Genomic DNA, 25,256 nt, shown 5'->3' on the forward strand with positions numbered 1-25,256 from the left:
CTCAGACGGCATGGAAATTATGAATGCGTACTGCCGATTTTCCGGTCGTATTCCTCGCGATGTTTCGGCAAGAGATAGGGGCGCAGGAGGCTTAAGGTACGACGGACGCCGCGTGCTTTGGAGTCTTCGGTCAGCTTGGTGCGACCGCGCAGGGAGCTGTCGAAGTCGAACCAGTATTTCGTGATCATCCACATATTGACGGCTAGGTCGTTCATGGCGGTTTGGTCGGCTTGGATGATGTTCAGACCGTTGAGCTGGGTGAGCAGGTTGACCAAGAGCGGGGAGACTTTGGCTTGGGTGAAGGTATTGTGTTCGCCCAATAGTTCGGCACTGCGCGCAAGCAGGGTGTTCACGTCGCTAAAGAGGAAGCGGTATTCCCACATGACGTCATAAATGCCCGCCATATAATTGATGGAGTCTTCCACATCGGACGGCAACACGGCTTCATTCAGGTATGCCAGCAGGGCTTCGCTGTAACGTTTGAACAACTGGACGATGATTTCGTCTTTGTTGCGGAAGTGGTAATAGAGATTGCCCGGACTGATGCCCAAATGCGCCGCGATATGGTTGGTACTGATGTTGCGCTCGCCTTCCTCGTTGAAGAGCGCAAGGCTGGCATCGATGATGCGGGTGTAAGTATTGGTTTTTGCAATGCGGGTCACGGGCATACTCCTTGGATTTATAGGCTGAACGAAGCGGGCAGCCAATTGGGTTCGGCGTGTAATTCTACCTGAAATCGAGTAAATACTGTATTGCAGACGTGTTGCGCCAGCTTCCAGATGTCGTCTGAAGAGGCATTGTTTTTATTCACTAAAACCAAAGCCTGCCTGTCGTGTACCGCCGCGCCGCCGATTTGGAAGCCTTTCAGACGGCATTGGTCGATCAGCCAGCCGGCGGCGAGTTTGACCGAACCGTCGGGCTGCGGATAGCGCGGCATATCGGGATGCTGCTGCAACAGGGAAGCGGCTTTTTCCGCGCTGACGACGGGGTTTTTAAAGAAACTGCCAACATTACCAAGTACGTTAGGATTAGGAAGCTTACTGTTGCGGATTGCACACACTGCATCGGAAACATCTTTCGCCGTCGGCATTCTGCCCGCGCTCAGTTCGGCAACGGCGGCCGCCAAATCGCCGTAACCCAAATTCGGCTCGAAACGCTCTTTCAGGGCGAATACGACCGAAACAATCACATAACGCCCTTTGCCTTCCTGCTTGAACAGGCTTTCGCGGTAGGCAAAGCGGCAATCGGCATTAGAAAGCTCGACAAAGGTTTCCGTATCCAAATCGAAGCAGCGCACGCTGTGAATCACGTCTTTTGCCTCCACGCCGTATGCGCCGATGTTCTGCACGGGCGACGCGCCGACCGTGCCCGGAATCAGGCTCAGGTTTTCCAGCCCGTTCAAGCCCAGCGCGACAGTGTGCAGGACAAAATCGTGCCAGATTTCGCCCGCCTGCGCTTCGATGTACACAAGGCCGTCTGAACGCGTAATCTCGCGTATGCCTTTGTTTTTCATATGGACGACTAGTCCGGCGTAATCCTGCATCAAAACGATGTTGCTGCCGCCGCCGAGCCATAAAACGGTATTGCGGTCGAACTCGGGCAGTCGGACGATGTCTCGCAACTCGTCGGCGTGTTCGAGCGCGATAAAGGCTTGGGCTTGGGCGCGAAGGCCGAAAGTGTTGTAGGGGGTGAGGTCGGTTTGGTATTGGATGGGTTGCATGGGTTTAAACTTTAAAATGGGTATTGTCAGTGGCGGGCTTCAGCCCATTGTTTCTATATTTTAATTGGCGGAGTTTTCAGACGGCCTTATGCGATCTGACCATCTCCCTGCTGCACAATTCCAAGCACCACACCAAGGCGACGGCTGCGATGGTGAGCGAGGCAATCAATGCCGTCCAGAAGCCGTAAATGCCCATATCGAAACGGTAGGCAAGTAGGTAGCCCGGCAGCAGGCCGCAGCCCCAGAAGGCGGCGGCGTGGATGAACATCGGCACTTTTGTGATTTTGTAGCCGCGCAGGGCATAGGACGCGATGCATTGGGTGAAGTCTGCCGGTTGGAACAAGCCGGCGAACAGCAGGACGGTGGCGGCAATGCTTAAAACCGCCGGATCATTGTTGTACATACTTACCAGCGGCGAACGGAATAATACCAAAGAAAGCACGGTAATCACGGCGAGCATCCAGCCCAACACCAGCGACACGCCCGAAATATAACGCGCCCGCGAAAATTCGCGCCGCCCAAGCGAAAAGCCGATGCGCACCGTCCCTGCCGAGCCGACGCTTTGCGGAATCATATAGAGAATCCCCGACAAACTGATGCCGACCTGCTGCGCCGCCACATAATCCTCGCCGAAGGGCGCGATCAAGAACACGATAAACGAAAACGCGCTGGCTTCCAAAAAATAAGACAGCCCGATGGGCGCGCCGATTTTCCAAATCTGTTTGAACACCGCCAAATCCGGCTTGCCGAATTTCGCCGTCAGTCCGAACGGGCGGAAGAATTTTTCCTTGGCGATATAAATCCACAATGCCAGCGCGCTGAACCAAAACACCGCCATCGTCGCCAACCCGCAGCCCGCACCGCCCAAAGCGGGCATACCGAATTTGCCGTAAACGAAAATATAGTTCAGCGGCACGTTCAACACAAACGCCGCGAAGCTGACCAACATAATCAGGCGCGGGCGGTTCAGGCTGGAAGCGTAGGCGTGCAGCGCGCGGTGCACCATTGCTGCCGGCATCGCCAGACTGGTGAACAGCATATACTGCGCCATCGTGCCTTCGACATAATCGCTCAAGGTCAGCCAGTTGCGGAACGGCGTAATCGCCGCCCACATCAACACCATGCCGAACATCCCCAAAAACAGCCCGAACCAAATCCCCTGCCGCCCCGTTTCGCCCACTTCATCGGTTTTGCCCGCACCGTAAAGTTGGGCAATCATCGGGTTCAGCGCCGCCATAATGCCCATAAACGTAATATAAACCGTGGCAAACGCGCTGCTGCCCAAAGCCACCGCCGCCAAGTCCTCCTTACCCGCACCGCCCGCCATCACGGTATCGACGAAACCGATGCCCACCTGCGCGACCTGCGCCAACAGCATGGGCAGGGCAAGGGCGGTCAGCAGGCGGACTTCTTTCAGGAAGACGGAAAAGGAAAAGCGGTTGAGGTCGAGCAGCATAGGATAAGCATCCAATCAACAAAGATGCCGTCTGAAGAAAAAACGGCAGTCTGGAATTATGGAAAATCACATCAATTATATAGTAAAAGGGTGCAGAGCCGTCAGGAGGACATGGGGTGCAAAAGTGTATTCAGGTTATGCGTATTTTATGGTAAAGTCTGATTTTAATAACTTGGCAGTAACAAGCTGCCGGACAGGGGCTGTTCAGATTCAGAATCGCAAAGGGGCTTTACCGCTTTGAAAACCGCATGATGCGGTGCGGCAGATACGCCGTATGATTTTGAGTCGGGCAGCCTTTTGTGTTTGCAGGACAAAATTAGAGAGAAGACGGATTTTCATGTAAACGCGAGATTTTGAATAGCTGGTTTTGCCGGAGGAATGCCTGTTGCTGCCAGGGGTGGGCGGTTGCTCCGTAATCGGTTACGGCGTTGTACGCAACGGTGCAGAAAAAATGATATGCCGTCTGAAAAGGCTGGAAAGGGTAAGTAATCCCGATAGCCGCAATTTGCAATTTGATTGTAACTTATCAATTTAAAACAAGGTTGTCATAATGGCTAAAAATGTTGTAGTAATCGGCGCCCAATGGGGCGATGAAGGCAAAGGTAAAATCGTTGACTGGCTGGCGGAAGAAACCAGCGGCGTCGTGCGTTTCCAAGGCGGCCACAATGCGGGTCATACTCTGGTCGTCGGCGGCAAAAAAACCATTTTGCGCCTGATTCCGAGCGGCATTCTGCATGAAAGTCTGGACTGCTTCATCGGTTCCGGCGTTGTCGTTTCCCCCGAAGCATTGTTGGGCGAAATCGACGAGTTGAACGCAGCAGGCGTGAAAAACGTCGAAGGCCGTCTGAAAATCGCGCCGACCTGTCCGCTGATCCTGCCTTACCACATCGCGCTTGACCAAGCCCGCGAAGCATCCCGCGGCAAAGGCAAAATCGGCACAACCGGCCGCGGCATCGGCCCTGCCTACGAAGACAAAGTGGCACGCCGCGCCATCCGCGCCGTCGATTTGCTGCATCCTGAAAAATTGCGTGAAAAACTGGATGCCATCCTCGCTTATTACAACGTTCAATTGCAACATCTGCACAATGCCGAGCCGGTGAAAGCGGAAGACGTGATGGCGGTAATCGAAAAAGTCGCGCCGCGTATTACGCCGATGATTACCGACGTGTCCTGTGTGTTGAACGAGAAAAACAAAAACGGCGAAAAACTGCTGTTTGAAGGTGCGCAAGGCACGCTGTTGGACATCGACTACGGCACTTACCCCTTCGTTACCTCTTCCAACTGCCTGGCGGGAGCCGCTTCCGCAGGCGCAGGCGTAGGTCCGCAAATGCTGGATTATGTTTTGGGCATCGTCAAAGCCTATACCACGCGCGTCGGTTCAGGCCCGTTCCCGACCGAATTGTTCGACGAAATCGGCGCAGGTTTGGCAGAACGCGGACACGAATTCGGTTCCGTAACCGGTCGCGCACGTCGCTGCGGATGGTTTGATGCCGCCGCGTTGAAACGCTCTATCCAAGTCAACGGTATTTCCGGTATGTGCATCACCAAGCTGGACGTGATGGACGGTATTGAGAACATCAATATCTGTGTCGGCTACGAATTGCCCGACGGCAGCAAAACCGACATTCTGCCTTGCGGTTCCGATGCGGTAGAAGCCTGCAAGCCGATTTACGAAACCATGCCCGGTTGGAGCGAATCGACTTTCGGTGTGAAAGAGTACGATAAGCTGCCTGAAAACGCTAAAGCTTATCTGAAACGTATCGAAGAAGTGTGCGGCGCGCCGGTAGCTATCGTCTCCACCGGCCCCGACCGTGAAGAAACTATTGTGCTGCATCATCCGTTCGCATAAGGTTTTGTAATAAAAATGTCGTCTGAAGCCCTAATTGGTTTCAGACGGCATTTTTGCTGCCGTTTTATCTGATATAGTGGAGTAAATTTAAATCAGGACGAGGCGACGAAGCCGCAGACAGTACAAATAGTACGGCAAGGCGAGGCAACGCCGTACTGGTTTAAATTTAATCCACTATATTTTCTGTCCGGACACGATTTATTGGGATAGATCAATGCGGCGTATCCGGTACGGAAATGGATATAGTTGGTGCCGGTATGGAAACCTGATGTTTTCAGACGGCATATACGAAAAACCGTACTGCTTGTGCGTACGGTTTTTTTGTCGTTTCAAATCGGCTCAGAGCGATTTGAGGCGGGCAATGCGGTTGTACAGTGAAGGGTGGGTGCTGAGCAGGGAGTCGCGCGTATCTCCGGCAATGCCCATTGCGTTCATTTCTTCGGGCAGATCGACAGGATTGCCTTTAAGCCTTTGCAGGGCAGAAATCATTTTCGGTGCGCCGACCAGTTTTGCCGCCCCCGCATCGGCACGGTATTCACGTTGGCGGCTGAACCACATGACAATTAAGCTGGCAAGGAAGCCGAACAGGATTTGGAATACCATGCTGACCAAGAAATAAGTTCCCTGGGACTGGCTGCCGTCGTTGTTTCGGGCAATCAAGTTGGCAATAATGCGTGACAGGAATACGACAAAGGTATTAACCACCCCTTGAATCAGCGTCAATGTCACCATATCGCCGTTGCCGACGTGTGCCATTTCGTGCGCCAACACCGCTTCCACCTCATCGCGTGTCATGTGGTCGAGCAAACCGGTGCTGACAGCGATCAGAGAGTTGTTTCTCGATGCGCCCGTGGCAAAGGCATTGGGTTCGGGGGAGTGGTAGATGGCGACTTCGGGCGTTTTCAGATTCCATTGCCGCGCTTGGGCTTCGACAATGTTCAGAAGCCAGGCTTCTTCTTCAGTGCGCGGTGTGTCGATAACTTCCGCGCCGACCGATTGTTTGGCGATAAATTTGGACATCAGCAGTGAGATAATCGAACCAGTGAAGCCGACGACGGCGGAATACGCTAACAGGTTGCCCGCATCGCCCCTGCTGTTGATGCCCAGAACCGCCAAAACAATGTTGATTACGACCAAAACAGCGATATTGGTCGCGAGAAACAGAAAAATGCGTTTCACGGATATTCCTTTTTGGTAAGGTTTTGTGTTTTTTTGAATTGAGGGGGAATTGTCCCAAAAAGTTGCAGCCTTGTGAATATTAAGCTCGGCAAATGTATGCAAAACATCTGCTTGCAAATGGCAGTTTATGCAGTTGGTTTTTGAACTATTGCGTTAAGCCGTGTAGAATTGTGGACAATCTGTTCGGCTTCATTAAATATATTGGAAAGGACGACTTTATGAAAGCATTACTTTTAGGCGCACCGGGCGCGGGCAAAGGCACTCAGGCGCAATTCATCACCGCCGCTTTTGATATTCCGCAAATTTCCACCGGCGACATGCTCCGTGCTGCGATCAAAGCAGGCACCCCGCTGGGTTTGGAAGCGAAAAAAATCATTGATGAAGGCGGCTTGGTGCGCGACGACATCATTATCGGCATGGTCAAAGAACGTATCGTGCAAGACGACTGCAAAAACGGTTTCCTGTTTGACGGTTTCCCGCGCACGCTGGCACAAGCCGAAGCCATGGTTGAAGCCGGTGTGGATTTGGATGCCGTGGTTGAAATCGACGTGCCCGACAGCGTGATTGTCGACCGCATGAGCGGCCGCCGCGTGCATTTGGCTTCCGGCCGTACTTACCACGTTACCTACAATCCGCCTAAAGTCGAAGGCAAAGACGATGTAACCGGCGAAGATTTGATTCAGCGCGACGACGACAAAGAAGAAACCGTGAAAAAACGCCTTGCCGTTTACCACGAGCAAACCGAAGTTTTGGTTGATTTTTACAGCAAACTGGAAGGCGAACACGCGCCTAAATACATCAAAGTTGACGGCACCCAAGCAGTAGAAGCCGTGAAAGCCGAAGTATTGAAAGGTTTGGGCAAATAAGTTTTGCCGAGTAGGAAATGCCGTCTGAAAAAATATTTTCAGACGGCATTTTGTGTACGAAAAGCTGTTAAAATCGAAGTTGTAACCGTTTATCCGCAGGCATTTTATGAACCCCTTAATCTCCGACTTCCAAACTCCGCAACAACGCACCCCGGTCATCGTCGCCCTTGATTTTGCCAACGAAAAAGACACGCTCGGATTCGTCCGCAACCTTGATCCGGCGTTGTGCCAAATCAAAATCGGCAAAGAGCTGTTTACCGCGACGGGGCGCAGTTTGGCGGAAAGCCTGATTCATCAGGGTTTCAAACTCTTTCTCGATTTGAAATACCACGACATTCCCCACACCGTCGCGCAAGCCTGCAAAGTCGCCGCCGATATGGGCGTTTGGATGGTCGATATGCATGCCTCAGGCGGCCGCCGTATGATGGAAGCCGCAGCAGAAGCCGTCGCTGGATACGGCACAAAGCCTCTCTTGATCGGCGTAACTGTGTTGACCAGTATGGAACAAAGCGATTTGGCGGAAATCGGTTTGAACATCCCCCCTGAAGAACAAGTCATCCGTTTGGCAAAACTGGCGCAAAGTTCGGGTTTGGATGGCGTGGTCTGTTCCGCCCAAGAAGCCGCACCATTGCGCCGTGAATTGGAGCAGGATTTTGTCTTGGTCACGCCCGGCATCCGCTTGGACGTTGCCGGCAACAACGACGACCAGCGCCGTATTATGACACCGGCCGAAGCTTTGGCTGCCGGTTCGACCTATTTGGTAATGGGTCGTCCTGTAACCCAAGCTGCCGATCCGGTAGCCGTATTGCGCGAAGTGAACCGCGTGGCAAACCTTGAAGCAAACTGATTTTCAGACGGCCTTACAGGCTGAGGCCGTCTGAAAAAATACAACGGAGGCAATATGTCCGCCAAGTTCCAACAAGAAACCCTCAAATCCCGTTTCGCGCAAGCCAAAGTCCTGGTTGTCGGCGACGTGATGCTCGACCGCTATTGGTTCGGCGATGTGTCCCGTATTTCGCCCGAAGCACCTGTGCCGGTGGCAAAAATCGGACGTATCGACCAACGCGCGGGTGGCGCGGCAAATGTCGCGCGCAACATCGCTTCGCTGGGCGGCAAAGCCGGGTTGTTGTCGGTAACCGGCGACGACGAAGCCGCCGACGCGCTCGATACGCTGATGACGCAAGACGGCGTCGCCTCCTATCTGATGCGTGACAAACAAATCGCTACCACCGTCAAACTGCGCGTCGTTGCCCGCAACCAGCAGCTTATCCGCCTTGATTTTGAAGAACATCCCAACTGCGAAGTGTTGGAACAAATCAAGCAGAAATACCGTGAAATCTTGCCCGAATACGACGCAATCATTTTTTCAGACTATGGCAAAGGCGGTCTGTCGCACATCTCCGACATGATCGATTGGGCGAAACAGGTCGGCAAAACCGTCTTAATCGACCCCAAAGGCGATGATTACGAAAAATACGCCGGTGCCACGCTGATTACGCCCAACCGCGCCGAATTGAAAGAAGTGGTCGGCAGTTGGAAAAACGAAAATGATTTGACCGAAAAAGCACAAAACCTGCGCCGCCACCTCGACTTGACCGCTATTTTGCTGACCCGAAGCGAAGAGGGTATGACCCTGTTCAGCGAAGGCGAACCCATTTACCAGCCCACCCGCGCTCAGGAAGTTTATGACGTGTCCGGCGCAGGCGACACCGTCATTGCCGGAATGGGCTTGGGGCTGGCGGCAGGCTACACCATGCCCGAAGCCATGCACCTTGCCAATACTGCGGCTGGGGTTGTCGTGGCGAAACTTGGTACGGCGGTTTGCTCGTTTGTCGAATTGACCAAGGCATTGGAAGAGCAATAATTGCTGTTTCAGACGGCATGATTTCTTTAAGGCCGTCTGAAAAATCAAAATAAAGGAAATCCAATATGACCATCATTGTAACAGGCGCGGCCGGCTTTATCGGCAGCAACATCGTCAAAGCCCTCAACCAACGCGGCATTACCGACATCGTCGCCGTCGACAACCTGACCCGTGGCGAAAAATTTAAAAACCTTGCCGAGTGCGAAATCGCCCACTACCTCGACAAACATGAATTCATCCGCCAAGTACGCGGCCATCTTCTGCCTTACGAAAATATCGAAGCTGTCTTCCACCAAGGCGCGTGTTCCGACACCATGAACCACGACGGCCTCTACATGATGGACAACAACTACCAGTACACGCTCGACCTCTTGGACTGGTGTCAGGACGAACGCATCCCCTTCCTATACGCCTCCAGCGCCGCCGTGTATGGCAAAGGTGAAATCTTCCGCGAAGAGCGCGAACTGGAAAAACCGCTCAATGTCTACGGCTACTCCAAATTCCTGTTTGACCAAGTATTGCGCCGCCGCATGAAAGAAGGTCTCACCGCCCAAGTCGTCGGCTTCCGCTACTTCAATGTTTACGGACAACACGAACAACACAAAGGTCGTATGGCATCGGTCGCCTTCCACCATTTTCATCAATACCGCGAACACGGTTACGTCAACCTGTTCGGTTCAAACGACGGCTACGGCAACGGAGAACAAACCCGCGACTTCGTCAGCGTCGAAGACGTTGCCAAAGTCAACCTTTACTTCTTCGACCATCCCGAACTTTCCGGCATCTACAACCTCGGAACAGGCCGCAGCCAACAGTTCAACGAACTCGCCGCCGCCACTGTCAACGCCTGCCGCGCAGCCGAAGGCAAACCTGAAATGAGCTTGAAAGAGCTGGTAGAAGAAGAATTTATCCGCTACATCCCATTTCCCGACGCGCTCAAAGGCAAATACCAAAGCTTCACCCAAGCCGACATCACCAAATTGCGCGAAGCTGGATATAAGGAAGAATTTTTGGATGTCAAATCAGGCGTCGACCGCTACGTCAAATGGATGCTGGAAAATTTGGCTTGATTTGAAATGCGTATGAAAAGGTCGTCTGAAAATATTAGGCGATTTTGATTTGTTTAACTTTTATATAGATTTCAATTATGACCGAAATACAACAACGCGCCCAACTGCACCGCCAAATCTGGAAAATTGCTGACGAAGTACGCGGCGCGGTGGACGGCTGGGACTTTAAACAATACGTTCTCGGCACACTTTTCTACCGCTTTATCAGCGAAAACTTCACCGACTATATTCAGGCAGGCGACAGCAGCATCAATTACGCCGACATGTCCGACAGCATCATCACGCCTGAAATCAAAGATGATGCCGTCAAAGTCAAAGGCTATTTCATCTACCCCAGCCAGCTTTTTTGCAATATTGCCGCCGAAGCCCATCAAAACGAAGAGCTCAACACCAAGCTGAAAGAAATTTTTACCGCGATTGAAAGCTCCGCCTCCGGCTATCCGTCCGAACAAGACATTAAAGGCCTGTTTGACGACTTCGACACCACCAGTAGCCGGCTCGGCAGCACTGTTGCCGACAAGAACAAACGCCTTGCCGCCGTCCTCAAAGGCGTGGCGGAACTCGATTTCGGCAATTTTGAAAACCACCACATCGACCTTTTCGGCGATGCCTACGAATACCTGATTTCCAACTACGCTGCCAACGCAGGCAAATCCGGCGGCGAATTTTTCACCCCGCAAAGCGTATCCAAGCTGATTGCGCGGCTGGCGGTGCACGGACAGGAGAAAGTAAACAAAATCTACGACCCAGCTTGCGGCTCGGGCAGCCTGCTCTTGCAGGCGAAAAAACAGTTTGACGAGCACATCATCGAAGAAGGCTTCTTCGGGCAGGAAATCAACCACACCACCTACAACCTTGCCCGCATGAACATGTTCCTGCACAACGTCAATTACAACCAATTCCATATCGAATTGGGCGACACACTGACCAGCCCCAAGCTCAAAGACAGCAAACCCTTTGATGCCATCGTTTCCAATCCGCCTTATTCCATCAACTGGATAGGCAGCGACGACCCCACCTTAATCAACGACGACCGCTTTGCCCCCGCAGGCGTACTCGCCCCGAAATCCAAAGCCGATTTTGCCTTCATCCTGCACGCACTGAACTACCTTTCTAGCAGAGGCCGCGCTGCCATCGTCTCATTCCCCGGCATTTTCTATCGCGGCGGCGCAGAGCAGAAAATCCGCCAATATCTGGTGGAGGGCAACTACGTGGAAACCGTCATCGCCCTTGCGCCCAATCTCTTTTACGGCACCAGCATCGCCGTCAATATCCTGGTTTTGTCCAAACACAAAGACAATACCGACATCCAATTTATCGATGCAAGCAGCTTCTTTAAAAAAGAAACCAACAACAACGTCTTAACCGAAGAACACATTGCCGACATCGTCAAGCTCTTCGCCGATAAAGCCGATGTGCCGCATATCGCCCAAAACGCCGCCCAGCAAACCGTCAAAGACAACGGCTACAACCTCGCCGTCAGCAGCTATGTCGAAGCCGAAGACACCCGCGAAATTATCGATATCAAACAGCTTAACGCGGAAATCAGCGAAACCGTTGCCAAAATCGAACGGCTGCGGCGTGAAATTGACGAAGTGATTGCAGAGATAGAGGCCTAGGCAGTTGTTGCATATTTTGCAACAACTCAACGGGAAAGAGGCCGTCTGAAAATACGGGCGGCAACCTGTAAGCAATCCTCACAAGTTCAAATCAAGAAATTTTCGGGGAAAAATACATGACAACAGAAAACAACGCTTTTGAAAACGCCAAACACATCGGCGAAACAGGCAATGAATATTGGTCGGCGTGCACCTTGTAGACAAAGTAGGGTGGGCTTCAGCCCACCGAGACAACGGTAAAACAACGGCAAAACAGCAAGCGGAGTGGCGAGCTGAGGCTCACCCTACGGCGAGCGGCAACCGCCCCACATCCCGCCGCAGCGGGAAAGAAACGGAAAACAACCATGGATATGCAAAGCAAAGCGAAAAAATTGATTGAGATGATTCAGACGGCATCGGTGGAGTGGAAGCCGTTGGGGGAGGTTGTACCCATCTCAAGAGGTAAAAGATTGGTTCGCAGCCAGCTACAAGATAATGGCCAGTACCCTGTGTATCAAAATAGTTTGCAACCGTTAGGGTTTTACGACGACCAGAATTGCAGGGCATATATGACTTTTGTGATTGCAGCAGGAGCAGCTGGCGAAATCGGTTTTAGCGATATTGAATTTTGGGCAGCCGATGATTGTTATTACTTTGACTGCCCCAAAGAAATATTGCATGACAAATTTTTATATTATTTTCTTCTTTCAGAAAGACACCAATTAACAAGCCAAATTAGGAAAGCAAGCGTTCCAAGGCTTGGGCGGGTCTCAATCGAAAAAATCAAAATCCCTATCCCACCCTTGGAAACCCAACAAAAAATTGTAAAAATACTTGACAAATTTACCGAGCTGGAAGCTACGCTGGAAGCAGAATTAGCCCTGCGCAAACGTCAATACCAGTATTACCGCGACTTTCTTTTAGATTTTGACAATCAAATCGGGGGGTGGGATAGCTGATGGCTATCAATTCCGTCTGAAAGATGTGGTTTGGAAGACGTTGGGGGAAGTGGTAAACATTAAGAATGGGAAGGATTGGAAAAATTTGAGCTCCGGCGATATTCCTGTATATGGCTCAGGCGGCGTAATGGGATATGTGGATACGTTTGCATATGATAAACCTAGTGTTTTGATTCCAAGAAAAGGGTCTATCACAAATATTTTTTATGTGGATTTCCCTTTTTGGAATGTTGATACTATCTATTACACAGAAATAGACACCAGTAAATTGAAGCCGAAATTTTTCTACTATTTTATGAGAACGATTGATTTAATGGCATTGGATACAGGCTCAGGAAGGCCAAGCCTTACACAGACAATCTTAAATAAGATTAAAATCCCCATCCCCCCACTCCCCGAACAAGAAAAAATCGTCGCCATCCTAGACAAATTCGATACCCTGACCCACTCCGTCAGCGAAGGTCTGCCGCACGAAATCGCCCTGCGCCGCAAACAATACGAATATTACCGCGAACAGCTGCTTGCCTTCCCCAAGGCTGCCTGAAAAAGCAGCCTGCACATTTTCAGGCAGCCCAATCCGAACATCAAACCGTTTAACACCCGACACTGCAAAGGACGACCCATGAACCTCGAAACCAAACCCATTGCCGAAACGCCGAATTTCATCGTGCTCGACCAATATGAAAAAATCGAACAGTCGGGCAGCTACCAATCGGAAAACCAGTTGGAAGCGGAGTTAATCGCCGATTTGCAGAATCAGGGGTACGAATACCGCAAGGACTTGAACAGCCAAATCAGGCTGCTGGAAAACCTGCGCGCCCAGTTGCAGCGGCTGAACGATGTGGCGTTTTCAGACGGCGAATGGGCGCGTTTTTTGACGGAATATCTGGACAGGCCGTCTGAAAACATTACCGATAAAACCCGCAAAATCCACGACGACCATATTTACGATTTCGCTTTTGATGACGGCCGTCTGAAAAACATTTATCTGCTGGACAAGAAAAACCTTGCCCGCAACCATGTGCAGGTTATCAACCAGTTTGAGCAGACGGGCACGCATGCAAACCGTTATGACGTTACCGTGTTGGTAAACGGTCTGCCGCTGGTGCAGATTGAATTGAAAAAGCGCGGTGTGTCGGTGCGTGAAGCGTTCAATCAGGTGCACCGTTACAGCAAAGAGAGCTTCAACAGCGAAAATTCGCTGTTCAAATTCCTGCAAATCTTCGTGATTTCCAACGGCACGGACACGCGCTATTTTGCCAATACCACCAAGCGCGACAAAAACAGCTTCGATTTCACGATGAATTGGGCGCGGTCGGACAATCATCCGATTAAGGATTTGAAAGATTTCACCGCCACGTTCCTGCAGAAAAGCGTATTGCTGAGCGTTTTGCTGCATTACAGCGTGTTCGATGCGAATGATACGCTGCTGATTATGCGGCCGTATCAGATTGCTGCTGCCGAACGCATTTTGTGGAAAATCAACAGTTCGGCGCAGGCGAAGAATTGGAGCAAGCCGGAGAGCGGTGGCTATGTTTGGCACACCACGGGCAGCGGCAAAACGCTGACCAGCTTTAAGGCGGCGCGTCTGGCGACGGAATCGGCATTTATCGACAAGGTTTTCTTCGTGGTGGACAGGAAGGATTTGGACTATCAGACGATGAAGGAATACCAACGTTTTTCGCCCGACAGCGTGAACGGTTCGGAAAGCACGGCGGGCTTGAAGCGCAATTTGGAAAAAGACGACAACAAAATCATCGTTACCACCATCCAAAAGCTGAACAACCTGATGAAGGGTGAAGATAATCTGCCGGTTTACCATCAGCAGGTTGTATTTATTTTCGACGAATGCCACCGCTCGCAATTCGGCGAAGCACAAAAAAACCTGAAAAAGAAATTTAAAAAATTCTGCCAGTTCGGCTTTACCGGCACGCCGATTTTTCCCGAAAACGCTTTGGGCGCGGAAACCACGGCAGGCGTGTTCGGGCGGGAGCTGCATTCTTATGTGATTACCGATGCTATCCGCGATGAAAAAGTATTGAAATTCAAAGTGGATTACAACGATGTGCGCCCGCAGTTCAAAGCCGTGGAAGCGGAACAGGACGAGAAGAAACTGAGTGCCGCCGAAAACCGCCAAGCCCTGCTGCACCCCGAACGCATCCGCGAAATCACGCAATATATCCTGAACCAGTTCAGGCAGAAAACGCACCGGCTGAACGCAGGCGGCAAAGGCTTCAACGCCATGTTTGCCGTCAGCAGCGTGGATGCGGCGAAGTGCTATTACGAAGCGTTCAAAACACAACAGGAAGGCAGCCTGCACCCGTTGAAAGTGGCCACTATTTTTTCCTTTGCGGCCAATGAAGAGCAGAACGCCGTCGGTGAAATTGTTGACGAGACCTTCGAACCGGAAGCGATGGACAGTAGCGCGAAAGAATTTTTGCAGGCTGCCATCAACGATTACAACGCCTGTTTCAAAACCAATTTCGGCACGGACAGCAAAGCCTTTCAGAACTACTACCGCGATTTGGCAAAACGAGTAAAAAATCAGGAAGTGGATTTGCTGATTGTGGTCGGCATGTTTTTGACGGGTTTTGACGCGCCGACGCTGAATACGCTGTTCGTCGATAAAAACCTGCGCTATCACGGCCTGATGCAGGCGTTTTCTCGCACTAACCGCATTTATGATGCCACCAAAACCTTCGGCAACATTGTCTGCTTCCGCGATTTGGAGCAGGCAACCATTGATGCGATCACGCTCTTCGGCGATAAAAACACCAAAAATGTAGTGCTGGAAAAAAGCTACGAAGAATATATGAACGGCTATACCGACAGCCAGACCGGCGAAGCGCGGCGCGGTTATTTGGATGTGGCAAAAGAATTGCGCCAACGTTTCCCCGATCCCGACAAAATCGAAACGGAAAAAGACAAAAAAGATTTTGCCAAACTCTTCGGCGAATACCTGCGGGCGGAAAACGTATTGCAGAACTACGATGAATTTGCCGCGCTGCGTGAATTGCAGAGTGTGGATGCGGTGGACGAAGATGCGATGAAGGCGTTTCAAGAAAAATACTACTTGAGCGATGAAGACGTGCAGGAAATGCGGCAAGTGCCGATGCCGTCTGAAAGGGCAGTGCAGGACTACCGTTCCGCCTATAACGACATCCGAGACTGGCTGAGCCGCCAAAAAGCAGGCGAACAGAAAGAGCAATCAAAAATCGATTGGGACGATGTGGTTTTTGAGGTAGATTTGCTCAAATCGCAGGAAATCAATCTGGATTACATTTTGCAACTGGTTTTCGAGCATCACAAAAAAATCAAAGGCAAAGCGGAGCTGGTGGAAGAAATCCGCCGCATCATCCGCGCCAGCATCGGCCACCGCGCCAAAGAGAGCCTGATTGTGGATTTCATCAACGATACGGATTTGGATAAAGTCCCCGACGTTCCCGCCATACTGGAAACCTTCTACACCTACGCTCAAGAGGTGATGAGGAGTGAAGCTGCAGAGCTGATTGCCGCCGAAGGTTTGAATGAAACCGCCGCCGCACGCTATTTGACCGGCTCGCTCAAACGCGGCTATGCCAGCGAAAACGGTACGGAACTGACCGAAACCCTGCCGAAAATGAGTCCGCTCAACCCGCAATATCTGACGAAGAAACAAAGTGTTTTTCAAAAGATTGCGGCGTTTGTGGAGAAGTTTGCCGGAATAGGGACCGATATTTGAAAAAATGCCGTCTGAAATTTCAGACGGCATTTTTGATTTTATGCGGGGGCGGTTTTTATTTTGACCTTGCTTTTCTTAAATTTCAACACGGCTTCTTCTTTTGCCGCATCCCAGTCTATCCATACGAAGCCGCCTTCGGCGAGTTTGCCGAACAGGAGTTCGTCGGCGAGCGGTTTGCGGATTTTTTCCTGAATCAGACGATTCATCGGGCGTGCGCCCATTTGCGGGTCGAAACCTTTTTCCGCCAGATATTTGCGCAAGGCCGGTGTGAATTCGGCTTCGACTTTTTTATCGAGGAGCTGGTGTTCGAGCTGGAGCAGGAATTTGTCCACGACTTTGACGATAATGGGTTCGGACAAGGGCGCAAACGGGATAATCGCATCCAAGCGGTTGCGGAACTCGGGCGTGAAGAGTTTGTTGATTGCCTGCATTTCGTCGCCGCGCTCGCGTTTGGCGGTAAAGCCGAGGCTGGGGCGGCTGAGGCTTTCCGCGCCTGCGTTGGTGGTCATAATCAGGATGACGTTGCGGAAATCGGCACTCTTGCCGTTGTTGTCGGTCAGTTTGCCTGTGTCCATGACTTGCAGGAGGACGTTGAAAATGTCGGGGTGGGCTTTTTCGATTTCGTCCAAGAGTAATACGCAGTGCGGATGTTTGTTGACGGCTTCGGTCAAAAGGCCGCCTTGTTCAAAGCCGACGTAGCCCGGAGGCGCGCCGATGAGGCGCGATACGGCGTGGCGTTCCATGTATTCAGACATATCAAAGCGTTGCAGCGGTACGCCCATCGAGTAGGCAAGCTGTTTGGCGACTTCGGTTTTGCCGACGCCGGTCGGGCCGGAGAAGAGGAAACTGCCTATCGGTTTGTCGGGCAGGGCAAGGCCGGAGCGCGACATTTTGACGGCGGCAACCAATGCATCGATGGCATTTTCTTGACCGTAAACCATGTTTTTCAAATCGCGGCCGAGGAATTGCAGGACTTGTTTGTCGTCGTGCGACACGGTTTTTTCGGGAATCCTCGCGACTTTGGCAATGACGGTTTCGATTTGCGCTTTGCCAATGACTTTTTTCTGTTTGGATTTGGGCAGAATCCGTTGTGCCGCTCCTGCTTCGTCCATTACGTCGATGGCTTTGTCGGGCAGGAAACGCTCGTTGATGTAGCGGGCGGAGAGTTCGGCGGCGGCTTCGAGTGCGCCTTGCGTGTAGCGCACTTGGTGGAAGTCTTCGAACATCGGTTTCAAGCCGCGCAGGATTTGTACGGTTTCAGAAATGGTAGGTTCGACCACGTCGATTTTTTGGAAACGGCGGCTTAAGGCGTGGTCTTTGTCGAAAATGGTGCGGTATTCGTCGTAAGTGGTTGCGCCGATGCAGCGCAGCGAGCCTTTCGCCAGCGCAGGTTTGAGCAGGTTGGACGCGTCCATCGTGCCGCCGCTGGTGCTGCCCGCGCCGATGATGGTGTGGATTTCGTCGATAAACAAAATGGCGTGCGGGATTTTTTCGAGCTGTTTCAAGACGGATTTGACCCGCGCTTCAAAGTCGCCGCGGTATTTTGTGCCCGCCAAAAGAGAACCCATATCTAGCGCGTACACTTCGGCATCTTTAAGCGCGTCGGGAATATCGTCGTTGACGATTTGATGTGCCAAGCCTTCCGCCAGCGCGGTTTTACCCACGCCCGCCTCACCAACCAAAAGCGGATTGTTTTTGCGGCGGCGGCATAGGATTTGCACCAGCCGTTCCATTTCGTGTTTGCGACCAATCAAAGGGTCGATACGGCCGGCTTTGACTTCGGCGTTGAGGTTGACGGTGTAGTCCGATAAAGGGTTTTTGCTCGGTTTGGTGCGGTTCTCATTATCGTCGTCCATGCCGTCTGAAGAATAGTTGCCATCGTCTTCATCTTCATCGGGAGAGCCGTGGGCAATACAGCGCAAAACTTCAAAACGCGTAACCGATTGCAGCTTGAGGAAATAGACGGCGTGGCTGTCGGTTTCGCTCATCAGCGCGACCAAAATGTCCAAAGGCTCGACCAAGCCTTTGCCTGCCGATTGGGTATGCACCATGGCCCGTTGGATAACGCGTTGGAAGCCGAGCGTGGGCTGGGTTTCGACCGTGTCTAAAAGGTGGTCGGGAATCAGGGGGGTGTTTTCGGCAACGCTGGCGGCGAGTTGTTCGGACACCACTTTCAAATCCGCACCGCAGAGCTTGAGGACGTTGGGGACGGAAGCATCTTCTTCGATGAGTACCAAAAGCAGATGCTCGAGGCTGATAAATTCATAATGAGCCTTACGCGCCTCGCGGTAAAGCTGCTGCAAAATCTGTTCCAATTCAGGGGCAAGCATATTAAATCTCCTCGACAATACATTGCAGCGGATGCCCTTCGGCTTTTGCCCGCTGCATGACTTGTTGCTGTTTGGTTTGGGCAATATCGCGCGTGTAAGTGCCGCACAGGCCTTTGCCTTCGTGATGAACCAAGAGCATTACCGCTACCGCCTGTTCTTGTCCGAGTATGAAGATTTCGGTCAGGATTTCAACGACAAATTCCATCGTGGTGTAATCGTCGTTCAATAGGAAAACGCCGTAACGTTTCGGTGGGGCGGTTTTTTGGTCGCTTAAAAGCGTATCGGATTGGCAGTGTGTCGTCATAAGTTGTTTTCTATCGGGAAGAAGCCGTTTTCAGACGGCATTTCTGTTGTATTTTCGGTCTTTCCGCTTATTTTCTCACTTTTTTGGAAACATAGCTTGACGTTTCGGCTTAACAAATGTAAAAAGACGGTTAAGCAGAAGCCGGCACTCGACCAAGTATATAAAGCTGGGGAGAAACGCTGAACGTTTAAGTTTGCTGTATGCCTTATTTTGCTGATTTTGTTAATTTTTAAGTATAGGAAGTTTCTAATGGCAACCGGTATCGTAAAATGGTTTAACGACGCTAAAGGTTTTGGTTTCATCACTCCTGACGAAGGTGGCGAAGATTTGTTCGCTCACTTCTCAGCGATCAACATGGATGGTTTCAAAACCCTGAAAGAAGGTCAACGCGTATCTTTCGACGTAACCACCGGCCCTAAAGGCAAACAAGCTGCTAACATTCAGGCTGCTTAATCCCGAGTGTACGGGAAACCGTATATGTGAAACGGCAGGACAGACGATGTCCTGCCGTTTTGTTTTGCCGTTTGCAGAAACAGGGGGAATGCCGTCTGAAAAGAACAGGTGTCTTTTTATCTGCTTTATCCTTAGCCTGTGTGAATCCTGTTGTGGATATGTTTGATAGTATGCTGAGGAATAAGGGAAAATCCTATATGATTAAAAAATGTGCAGATTGTTTGTCAGGGATTTTTGCGGAAATCTAAAAGAAATGATGTATCAACAAAGGGCCGAACCGCTGCAGGTTCGGCCCTTTGTTTTCAGACGGCATCCGGTTGGGGTTTCAGTTGCCGGCAACCGTCATGCTTCCTATCAGGATAGAACCGATTTGGTTGGACGAGCGGCGTAAGGCATCATCGGACACGCCGACGATGTTGCGGTACATATCCTGAAGGCGGCCGGCAACGGTGATTTCATGGACGGGGTAGGCAATGATGCCGTTTTCCACCCAAAAACCCGCCGCACCGCGCGAGTAGTCGCCGGTAATGGCGTTTACGCCTTGCCCCATGAGCTCGGTTACCAACAATCCCGTGTCCATTTCTTTCAGCAGGTCTGATTGCGTTTCGTGCGTATGGTTCAAATAAAGGTTGTGCGCGCCGCCGGCGTTGCCCGTGGTCTGCATACCGAGTTTTCTCGCGCTATAACTGCTGAGGAAATAGCCTTCGACAATGCCGTCGCAGATAACGAAACGCGGCCGCGTGGCGACGCCTTCGGAATCGAAATAGGTGCTGCCGAAGGCGCGGGGAATATGCGGCTCTTCGCGCAGGCTGAGGAAATCGGGCAGAACCTGTTTGCCTATACTGTCGATCAGGAAGCTGCTTTGGCGGTAGAGCGAGCCGCCGGACAGTGCGCCGACGAGGTGTCCGATCAGACCTCCCGAAACGGTCGCATCGAATAGGACGGGGTAGCTTCCGGTCGGAATGCTGCGGCTGTTCAAACGACGTAAGGTACGTTCGGCGGCGGTTTGACCGATTTGCGCCGGGCTGTCCATGTCTTGATGGCGGCAGGAGGAATCGTACCAGTAGTCGCGCTGCATGCCGTTTTCGTCGGCGGCAACGACGCTGCATGAAATGCTGTGGCGCGTGCCTTGCTGGTGTGCGGCAAAACCGTGGGTGTTGCCGTAAACGTATTGGTAATGTCCGGTTTGTACCGCCGCCCCTTCGGAGTTTTCGATGCGCTCATCCTCGTTCAGGGCGGCTTGTTCGCATTGTTTTGCCAACTCGACGGCGGCTTCCGTGCTTAAATCCCATTCGTGGTAACGGTCGAGGTTGCCGACGTATTGCGCCATAAGCGAAGCGTCTGCCAAACCTGCGCAATCGTCTTCGGCAGTGTAGCGGGCGATGTCGATGGCGGCTTTGACGGTGTCTTGCAGGGCTTTTTCGGAGAAGTCGGCAGTACTGGCGCGGCCTTTGCGTTTGCCGACGTAAACGGTAATGTCCAGCGACTTGTCCTGCTGGAACTCGATTTGTTCGATTTCACCCAAGCGCACGCTGACGCTTTGACCGAGCGACTCGCTGAAGTCGGCTTCGGCGGCGGTTGCGCCCGTCGCTTTTGCCAAGTCGAGCGTGCGGCGGCAGAGGTCGAGGAGTTCGGAAGCGGTGTGGTTGAACAGCATAGAAATCTTTCTTGGTGGAGCGTTGCGGCATTTTAACCGTTTCGGACGGCAGGGGCAAAAGTACCAGTTAAAAGGCGCATGGGGAAAAATGCCGTCTGAACGCGGAATCATTCTGTTAAAATGCGCCTATCGGATAAAATTTGAGAACCAAGATGTTTGAACAAGAAGATGAATGGGTCAGCAAAACCCAAATGAAAAAGCAGATGAACGATTTGCAGGATTTGGGCATGGCGTTGACCAAGCTCTCAAACGATACGCTGAAAAAAATCGGTTTGGATGCGGATTTGTACGAGGCGGTAACCGCCTATAAAAAAATCACATCCAACGGTGCGCTCAAGCGGCAGGCGCAATTTATCGGCAGGCTGATGCGCGATACCGATCCCGCGCCCATCGAGGCGTTTCTTGCCAAGCTGCGCGGCGACGATGCGGCGCACAATGCCTTTTTGCAACGTGTGGAACAGGCGCGCGTACGGCTGTTGGCAGACGACGGCGCGTTGACGCAGTTTATGTCGGATTTTCCGCATGCGGACGCGGGCAAGCTGAGGACACTCATCCGCAATACCAAAAAAGAGCAGGAGCAAAACAAACCACCGAAAAATTTCCGCGCCCTGTTTCAAGAATTGAAAACCGTTATGGAAAGCCAAGGCGGAACAGGGGAAGCCTAGGCATATTTTCAGACGGCATCCGCCGTTATTCGGATTGGAGGATAAAATGTTGTTCCGTAAAACGACCGCCGCCGTTTTAGCGGCAGCCTTGATGTTGAACGGCTGTACGGCAATGATGTGGGGCATGAACGACCCGTTCAGCGAAACGACCGCCTATAAACACGTTGACAAAGACCAAATCCGCGCCTTCGGTGTGGTTGCCAAAGACAATGCCCAATTGGAAAAGGGCAGCCTGGTGATGATGGGCGGGAAATACTGGTTCGTCGTCAATCCTGAAGATTCGGCGAAGCTGACGGGCATTTTGAAGATTGGGTTAGACAAACCCTTCCAAATGGTTCAGCCCAACCCACGCTTTGCCTACCAAGCCCTGCCGGTCAAACTCGAATCGCCCGGCAGCCAGAATTTCAGTACCGACGACCTTTGCCTGCGCTACGATACCGACAGACCTGCCGACATCGCCAAGCTGAAACAGCTTGAGTTTAAAGCGGTCGAACTCGACAATCGGACCATTTACACGCGCTGCGTATCCGCAAAAGGCAAATACTACGCCACGCCGCAAAAACTGAACGCCGATTATCATTTTGAGCAAAGTGTGCCTGCCGATATTTATTACACGGTTACGGAAAAACATACCGACAAATTCAAGCTGTTTGAAAATATCTTACATACGCCCCCCTTGTTGATACTGGATGCGGCGGGCGCGGTACTGGCTTTGCCTGCGGCTGCTCTGGGCGCGGTCGTGGATGCCGCCCGCAAATAAACAGCAATGCCGTCTGAAAAGCTTTCAGACGGCATTTCAGCCTCATCATATCTTGAAAAAACTTCGTCATGTCAGCCAAAATCCAAACCCGATCCGTCAATACCGACGTTTTTAATCATTTGCTCACCGCCGGTGCCGATCCTTTAATCGCCCGGCTTTGTGCCTCGCGCGGTGTGCAAAGTCCTGCCGAATTGGACGACAAGCTTGCTGCGCTTTTGCCGTATCAAACGCTGACAAACTGCGAAGCCGCCGCCGGCCGTTTGGCGGATGCGGTTGAGCGTCAGGAAAAAATCCTGATTGTCGCCGATTATGATGCAGACGGCGCGACGGCGTGTTCCGTCGGTATGAGCGGTTTGGCGGCGATGGGGGCGAAAGTGGATTTTCTCGTGCCCAACCGTTTTGAACACGGCTACGGCTTAACGCCCGAGCTGGCTGAAATCGCGGCGGAGCAAAGCGTGGATTTGCTGATTACGGTCGATAACGGTATCGCCAGTATTGCAGGCGTGGCGCGTGCGCAGGAATTGGGTTTGGATGTGATTGTAACTGACCACCATCTGCCTGCCGAGACCGTACCCGACTGCATCATCGTCAATCCGAACCAAAAAGGCTGCGGTTTTCAAAGCAAAAGCTTGGCGGGCGTGGGCGTGATTTTTTATGTACTGATGGCTTTGCGTGCCGAACTGCGCCGCCGCAATTATTTTTCAGACGGCATGAAAGAGCCGAATCTGGGCGACCTTTTGGATTTGGTCGCACTCGGTACCGTTGCCGACGTCGTCTCCCTCGATCACAACAACCGTATCCTCGTGTCTCAAGGTTTGAAACGGATGCGTTCGGGCAAAATGCGCCCCGGTATCCGCGCCTTGTTTGAAGTGGCGCGACGGGATTGGCGCAAGGCTCAGCCGTTTGATATGGGCTTTGCGTTGGGGCCGCGCATCAACGCCGCCGGACGGTTGGACGATATGTCGGTCGGCATTGCCTGTCTGTTGGCGCGAGATGATGCCGAGGCGCAGGAACTGGCAGCTCAGTTAAACAATCTCAATATCGAACGTCGCGAAATCGAGCAATCTATGCTGCAAGACGCGCTGAATGATTTTCCCGAAACCCTGCCTTCAGGGCAGACAACTTTGGTGGCGTATCGCGACGACTTCCATCAAGGCGTGGTCGGCATCGTTGCCAGCCGCCTCAAAGACCGTTTTTATCGTCCGACCATCGTGTTTGCGCCTGCCGACAACGGCGAAGTGCGCGGTTCGGGACGTTCCATTCCCAATCTGCACCTGCGCGATGCTTTGGACTTGGTGTCCAAACGCCATCCCGATTTGATTTTGAAATTCGGCGGACACGCGATGGCGGCGGGTTTGAGCATACTCGAACACAATATTCCCGCGTTTCAGACGGCCTTTGAAGAAGCCGTGCGCGAGATGGTGTGCGAAGACGATTTGTCGCAAACCTTCATCACCGACGGCAGCCTGCCTGCACGCGACATCACGTTGGAACAGGCGCAAAACCTCGCCCGACACGTTTGGGGGCAGGGCTTCGCTCCGCCGAGTTTTACCGACGAATTTCACGTCGTCCGCCAGCAGCCGTTGGGCGCGGAGGGAAAACACAAAAAAGTCTGGCTGCAAAAAGACGGCTGCGAATTTGAAGCCATGTTTTGGCGTTGCAGCGAAGACATCCCCGAATACATCCGCACGGTGTACCGCCCCGTGGCTAACGAATGGCGCAACAATCTCGAATTGCAGCTTTATATCGACTACTGGGAAGCCGCGTAAGTAGTTGATGCCGTCTGAGAAGGGTTTTCAGACGGCATCGGGTAAACAGAGGAAAAACAAATATGGAAAACCAAAGACCTGCTTTGGGTTTTTTGTTGGCACTTTTGGCTACGGCAACTTGGGGGACGCTGCCCATTGCCGCGCAGCAGGTACTGAAATTCATTGATGCGCCGACACTGGTGTGGATACGCTTTACCGTGGCGGCATCCGTGCTGCTGTTTTTTTTGGCTGCGGCGGGGAGGCTGCCGAAGCGCCGGGATTTTTCTTGGCGGACGTTTAGGCTGTTATTGCTCGGTGTGGCCGGCATTTCGGCAAACTTTGTGCTGATAGCCCAAGGCCTGCATTATATTTCACCGACCACGACGCAGGTTTTGTGGCAGCTTTCGCCGTTTACCATGATTTTTGTCGGCGTGGTGGTGTTCAAAGACAGGATGACTGCCGCACAGAGAATCGGTTTGGTTTTGCTGTTAATCGGTTTATTTATGTTTTTCAACGATAAATTGGGAGAATTGTCGGGTTTGGGCGCGTATGCGCAAGGCGTGTTGCTGTGCGCGGCAGGCAGTACGGTTTGGGTATGCTACGGCGTGGCACAGAAGCTGTTGTCGGTACAATTCAGCTCGCAACAGATTTTGATGCTGATTTATGCGGCAAGTGCCGCCGTGCTCCTGCCTTTTGCCGAACCGGCGAACATAGGCAGTTTGAAGGGCGTGGCGGCATGGTCATTCTTTGCCTATTGCTGCATGAATACGTTGATCGGTTACGGTTCGTTCGGCGAGGCATTGAAACACTGGGAGGCTTCCAAAGTCAGTGTGGTTACGACCCTGATTCCTGTCTTTACCATGATGTTTTCCATACTCGGACACCATCTTATGCCTGATATTTTTTCCGCACCGGATATGAATGGTTTGGCTTATGCCGGTGCTTTCATCGTGGTAGGGGGTGCGGTCATGGCGGCAGTCGGAGACAGGCTGTTTAAGTACCGGTAATGTATACGATAGTGTGCTTATCACGGAAAATGCCGTCTGAACGAGGTTTC

General features: G+C 52.0%; 21 protein-coding genes and 2 pseudogenes. 16 read left to right on the plus strand and 7 right to left on the minus strand.

Annotated features, from left to right (window positions below):
* Positions 1-17: 17 nt before the first annotated feature.
* From DQM57_RS02365 to norM, 3 genes are all read right to left on the minus strand, one after another.
* Positions 18-668 carry a TetR/AcrR family transcriptional regulator gene (locus tag DQM57_RS02365; protein ID WP_111726605.1) on the minus strand — a complete coding sequence of 217 codons (651 nt, stop codon included), beginning with the start codon at positions 666-668 and terminating at the stop codon, positions 18-20.
* Between the two features lie 11 nt (positions 669-679).
* Positions 680-1,720, minus strand: coding sequence for a UDP-N-acetylmuramate dehydrogenase (gene murB / locus DQM57_RS02370; RefSeq protein ID WP_111726607.1), 1,041 nt, complete (start codon positions 1,718-1,720; stop codon positions 680-682).
* 76 nt (positions 1,721-1,796) lie between these two features.
* The gene (gene norM / locus DQM57_RS02375) at positions 1,797-3,176 is read right to left on the minus strand and encodes a multidrug efflux MATE transporter NorM (protein WP_111726609.1); all 1,380 of its coding nucleotides are present in this window, start codon (positions 3,174-3,176) and stop codon (positions 1,797-1,799) included.
* Between the two features lie 550 nt (positions 3,177-3,726).
* Here norM and DQM57_RS02390 point away from each other — a divergent pair.
* On the plus strand, positions 3,727-5,025 hold the full coding sequence (locus tag DQM57_RS02390) for an adenylosuccinate synthase (protein ID WP_111726611.1): 1,299 nt from the start codon (positions 3,727-3,729) through the stop codon (positions 5,023-5,025).
* Between the two features lie 72 nt (positions 5,026-5,097).
* Positions 5,098-5,205: pseudogene (locus DQM57_RS09755) on the plus strand (IS5/IS1182 family transposase); the annotation flags it as partial.
* 159 nt (positions 5,206-5,364) lie between these two features.
* Here the strand turns inward: DQM57_RS09755 and htpX are convergent.
* The gene (htpX, locus tag DQM57_RS02400) at positions 5,365-6,204 is read right to left on the minus strand and encodes a protease HtpX (RefSeq protein WP_111726613.1); all 840 of its coding nucleotides are present in this window, start codon (positions 6,202-6,204) and stop codon (positions 5,365-5,367) included.
* Between the two features lie 218 nt (positions 6,205-6,422).
* Between htpX and adk the strand changes: the two genes are divergently transcribed.
* From adk to DQM57_RS02445, 9 genes and pseudogenes are all read left to right on the plus strand, one after another.
* Positions 6,423-7,070, plus strand: coding sequence for an adenylate kinase (gene adk, locus DQM57_RS02405; RefSeq protein ID WP_111726615.1), 648 nt, complete (start codon positions 6,423-6,425; stop codon positions 7,068-7,070).
* 106 nt (positions 7,071-7,176) lie between these two features.
* The gene (gene pyrF, locus DQM57_RS02410; RefSeq protein WP_111726617.1) at positions 7,177-7,917 is read left to right on the plus strand and encodes an orotidine-5'-phosphate decarboxylase; all 741 of its coding nucleotides are present in this window, start codon (positions 7,177-7,179) and stop codon (positions 7,915-7,917) included.
* Between the two features lie 54 nt (positions 7,918-7,971).
* A complete protein-coding gene (gene hldA, locus DQM57_RS02415; protein ID WP_111726619.1) occupies positions 7,972-8,934 on the plus strand; it encodes an ADP-heptose synthase in 963 nt (320 codons plus the stop codon).
* A gap of 65 nt (positions 8,935-8,999) precedes the next feature.
* Complete coding sequence (gene rfaD / locus DQM57_RS02420; protein WP_111726621.1) at positions 9,000-10,004, plus strand: ADP-glyceromanno-heptose 6-epimerase; 1,005 nt, start codon at positions 9,000-9,002, stop codon at positions 10,002-10,004.
* Positions 10,005-10,081: 77 nt separating this feature from the next.
* On the plus strand, positions 10,082-11,623 hold the full coding sequence (locus DQM57_RS02425; protein WP_167395518.1) for a type I restriction-modification system subunit M: 1,542 nt from the start codon (positions 10,082-10,084) through the stop codon (positions 11,621-11,623).
* 116 nt (positions 11,624-11,739) lie between these two features.
* Positions 11,740-11,820: pseudogene (locus DQM57_RS02430) on the plus strand (DNA-damage-inducible D domain protein); the annotation flags it as partial.
* Positions 11,821-11,967: 147 nt separating this feature from the next.
* Entirely contained in the window at positions 11,968-12,561 is a 594-nt protein-coding gene (locus DQM57_RS02435) for a restriction endonuclease subunit S (RefSeq protein WP_111726625.1), read from the plus strand.
* Positions 12,530-13,105, plus strand: a complete 576-nt coding sequence (locus DQM57_RS02440) for a restriction endonuclease subunit S (protein WP_373279801.1) — start codon at positions 12,530-12,532, stop codon at positions 13,103-13,105. The genes DQM57_RS02435 and DQM57_RS02440 overlap by 32 nt, the downstream gene beginning before the upstream one ends.
* 78 nt (positions 13,106-13,183) lie before the next feature.
* Positions 13,184-16,282, plus strand: coding sequence for a type I restriction endonuclease subunit R (locus DQM57_RS02445; protein WP_111726628.1), 3,099 nt, complete (start codon positions 13,184-13,186; stop codon positions 16,280-16,282).
* Between the two features lie 38 nt (positions 16,283-16,320).
* On the opposite strand, the gene clpA is transcribed toward DQM57_RS02445, so the two are convergent.
* Both clpA and clpS read right to left on the minus strand, forming a co-directional pair.
* Complete coding sequence (gene clpA / locus DQM57_RS02450; RefSeq protein ID WP_111726630.1) at positions 16,321-18,612, minus strand: ATP-dependent Clp protease ATP-binding subunit ClpA; 2,292 nt, start codon at positions 18,610-18,612, stop codon at positions 16,321-16,323.
* Between the two features lies 1 nt (position 18,613).
* The gene (gene clpS, locus DQM57_RS02455) at positions 18,614-18,916 is read right to left on the minus strand and encodes an ATP-dependent Clp protease adapter ClpS (RefSeq protein WP_111726632.1); all 303 of its coding nucleotides are present in this window, start codon (positions 18,914-18,916) and stop codon (positions 18,614-18,616) included.
* 249 nt (positions 18,917-19,165) lie between these two features.
* Here clpS and DQM57_RS02465 point away from each other — a divergent pair, with 249 nt between their 5' ends.
* A complete protein-coding gene (locus DQM57_RS02465) occupies positions 19,166-19,369 on the plus strand; it encodes a cold-shock protein (protein WP_003682902.1) in 204 nt (67 codons plus the stop codon).
* A 325-nt stretch (positions 19,370-19,694) separates the two neighbouring features.
* Here DQM57_RS02465 and pmbA read toward each other — a convergent pair whose 3' ends face one another.
* Positions 19,695-21,026 carry a metalloprotease PmbA gene (pmbA, locus tag DQM57_RS02470; RefSeq protein ID WP_111726634.1) on the minus strand — a complete coding sequence of 444 codons (1,332 nt, stop codon included), beginning with the start codon at positions 21,024-21,026 and terminating at the stop codon, positions 19,695-19,697.
* Between the two features lie 152 nt (positions 21,027-21,178).
* On the opposite strand from pmbA, the gene yjgA reads away from it, so the two are divergent.
* The 4 genes from yjgA to DQM57_RS02490 all read left to right on the plus strand — a co-directional run bounded on the left by yjgA (position 21,179) and on the right by DQM57_RS02490 (position 25,206).
* Positions 21,179-21,691 carry a ribosome biogenesis factor YjgA gene (yjgA, locus tag DQM57_RS02475; protein WP_107996968.1) on the plus strand — a complete coding sequence of 171 codons (513 nt, stop codon included), beginning with the start codon at positions 21,179-21,181 and terminating at the stop codon, positions 21,689-21,691.
* 46 nt (positions 21,692-21,737) lie between these two features.
* Positions 21,738-22,451, plus strand: coding sequence for a YidX family protein (locus DQM57_RS02480; protein WP_111726636.1), 714 nt, complete (start codon positions 21,738-21,740; stop codon positions 22,449-22,451).
* 68 nt (positions 22,452-22,519) lie between these two features.
* Positions 22,520-24,220 carry a single-stranded-DNA-specific exonuclease RecJ gene (gene recJ / locus DQM57_RS02485; protein WP_111726639.1) on the plus strand — a complete coding sequence of 567 codons (1,701 nt, stop codon included), beginning with the start codon at positions 22,520-22,522 and terminating at the stop codon, positions 24,218-24,220.
* A 62-nt stretch (positions 24,221-24,282) separates the two neighbouring features.
* Positions 24,283-25,206 carry a DMT family transporter gene (locus DQM57_RS02490; RefSeq protein ID WP_111726640.1) on the plus strand — a complete coding sequence of 308 codons (924 nt, stop codon included), beginning with the start codon at positions 24,283-24,285 and terminating at the stop codon, positions 25,204-25,206.
* The last annotated feature ends 50 nt before the right edge of the window (positions 25,207-25,256 follow it).

The sequence above is a fragment of the Neisseria cinerea genome, assembly GCF_900475315.1.
Lineage (GTDB): Bacteria > Pseudomonadota > Gammaproteobacteria > Burkholderiales > Neisseriaceae > Neisseria > Neisseria cinerea.

Excerpts from the sequence above, each read along its gene's own strand:
- DQM57_RS02365 (WP_111726605.1), bottom strand. The coding sequence starts at position 668 with ATGCCCGTGACCCGCATTGCAAAAACCAATACTTACACCCGCATCATC.
- murB (WP_111726607.1), bottom strand. The coding sequence starts at position 1,720 with ATGCAACCCATCCAATACCAAACCGACCTCACCCCCTACAACACTTTC.
- norM (WP_111726609.1), bottom strand. The coding sequence starts at position 3,176 with ATGCTGCTCGACCTCAACCGCTTTTCCTTTTCCGTCTTCCTGAAAGAA.
- DQM57_RS02390 (WP_111726611.1), top strand. The coding sequence starts at position 3,727 with ATGGCTAAAAATGTTGTAGTAATCGGCGCCCAATGGGGCGATGAAGGC.
- adk (WP_111726615.1), top strand. The coding sequence starts at position 6,423 with ATGAAAGCATTACTTTTAGGCGCACCGGGCGCGGGCAAAGGCACTCAG.
- pyrF (WP_111726617.1), top strand. The coding sequence starts at position 7,177 with ATGAACCCCTTAATCTCCGACTTCCAAACTCCGCAACAACGCACCCCG.
- hldA (WP_111726619.1), top strand. The coding sequence starts at position 7,972 with ATGTCCGCCAAGTTCCAACAAGAAACCCTCAAATCCCGTTTCGCGCAA.
- rfaD (WP_111726621.1), top strand. The coding sequence starts at position 9,000 with ATGACCATCATTGTAACAGGCGCGGCCGGCTTTATCGGCAGCAACATC.
- DQM57_RS02425 (WP_167395518.1), top strand. The coding sequence starts at position 10,082 with ATGACCGAAATACAACAACGCGCCCAACTGCACCGCCAAATCTGGAAA.
- DQM57_RS02435 (WP_111726625.1), top strand. The coding sequence starts at position 11,968 with ATGGATATGCAAAGCAAAGCGAAAAAATTGATTGAGATGATTCAGACG.
- DQM57_RS02445 (WP_111726628.1), top strand. The coding sequence starts at position 13,184 with ATGAACCTCGAAACCAAACCCATTGCCGAAACGCCGAATTTCATCGTG.
- clpA (WP_111726630.1), bottom strand. The coding sequence starts at position 18,612 with ATGCTTGCCCCTGAATTGGAACAGATTTTGCAGCAGCTTTACCGCGAG.
- clpS (WP_111726632.1), bottom strand. The coding sequence starts at position 18,916 with ATGACGACACACTGCCAATCCGATACGCTTTTAAGCGACCAAAAAACC.
- DQM57_RS02465 (WP_003682902.1), top strand. The coding sequence starts at position 19,166 with ATGGCAACCGGTATCGTAAAATGGTTTAACGACGCTAAAGGTTTTGGT.
- pmbA (WP_111726634.1), bottom strand. The coding sequence starts at position 21,026 with ATGCTGTTCAACCACACCGCTTCCGAACTCCTCGACCTCTGCCGCCGC.
- yjgA (WP_107996968.1), top strand. The coding sequence starts at position 21,179 with ATGTTTGAACAAGAAGATGAATGGGTCAGCAAAACCCAAATGAAAAAG.
- DQM57_RS02480 (WP_111726636.1), top strand. The coding sequence starts at position 21,738 with ATGTTGTTCCGTAAAACGACCGCCGCCGTTTTAGCGGCAGCCTTGATG.
- recJ (WP_111726639.1), top strand. The coding sequence starts at position 22,520 with ATGTCAGCCAAAATCCAAACCCGATCCGTCAATACCGACGTTTTTAAT.
- DQM57_RS02490 (WP_111726640.1), top strand. The coding sequence starts at position 24,283 with ATGGAAAACCAAAGACCTGCTTTGGGTTTTTTGTTGGCACTTTTGGCT.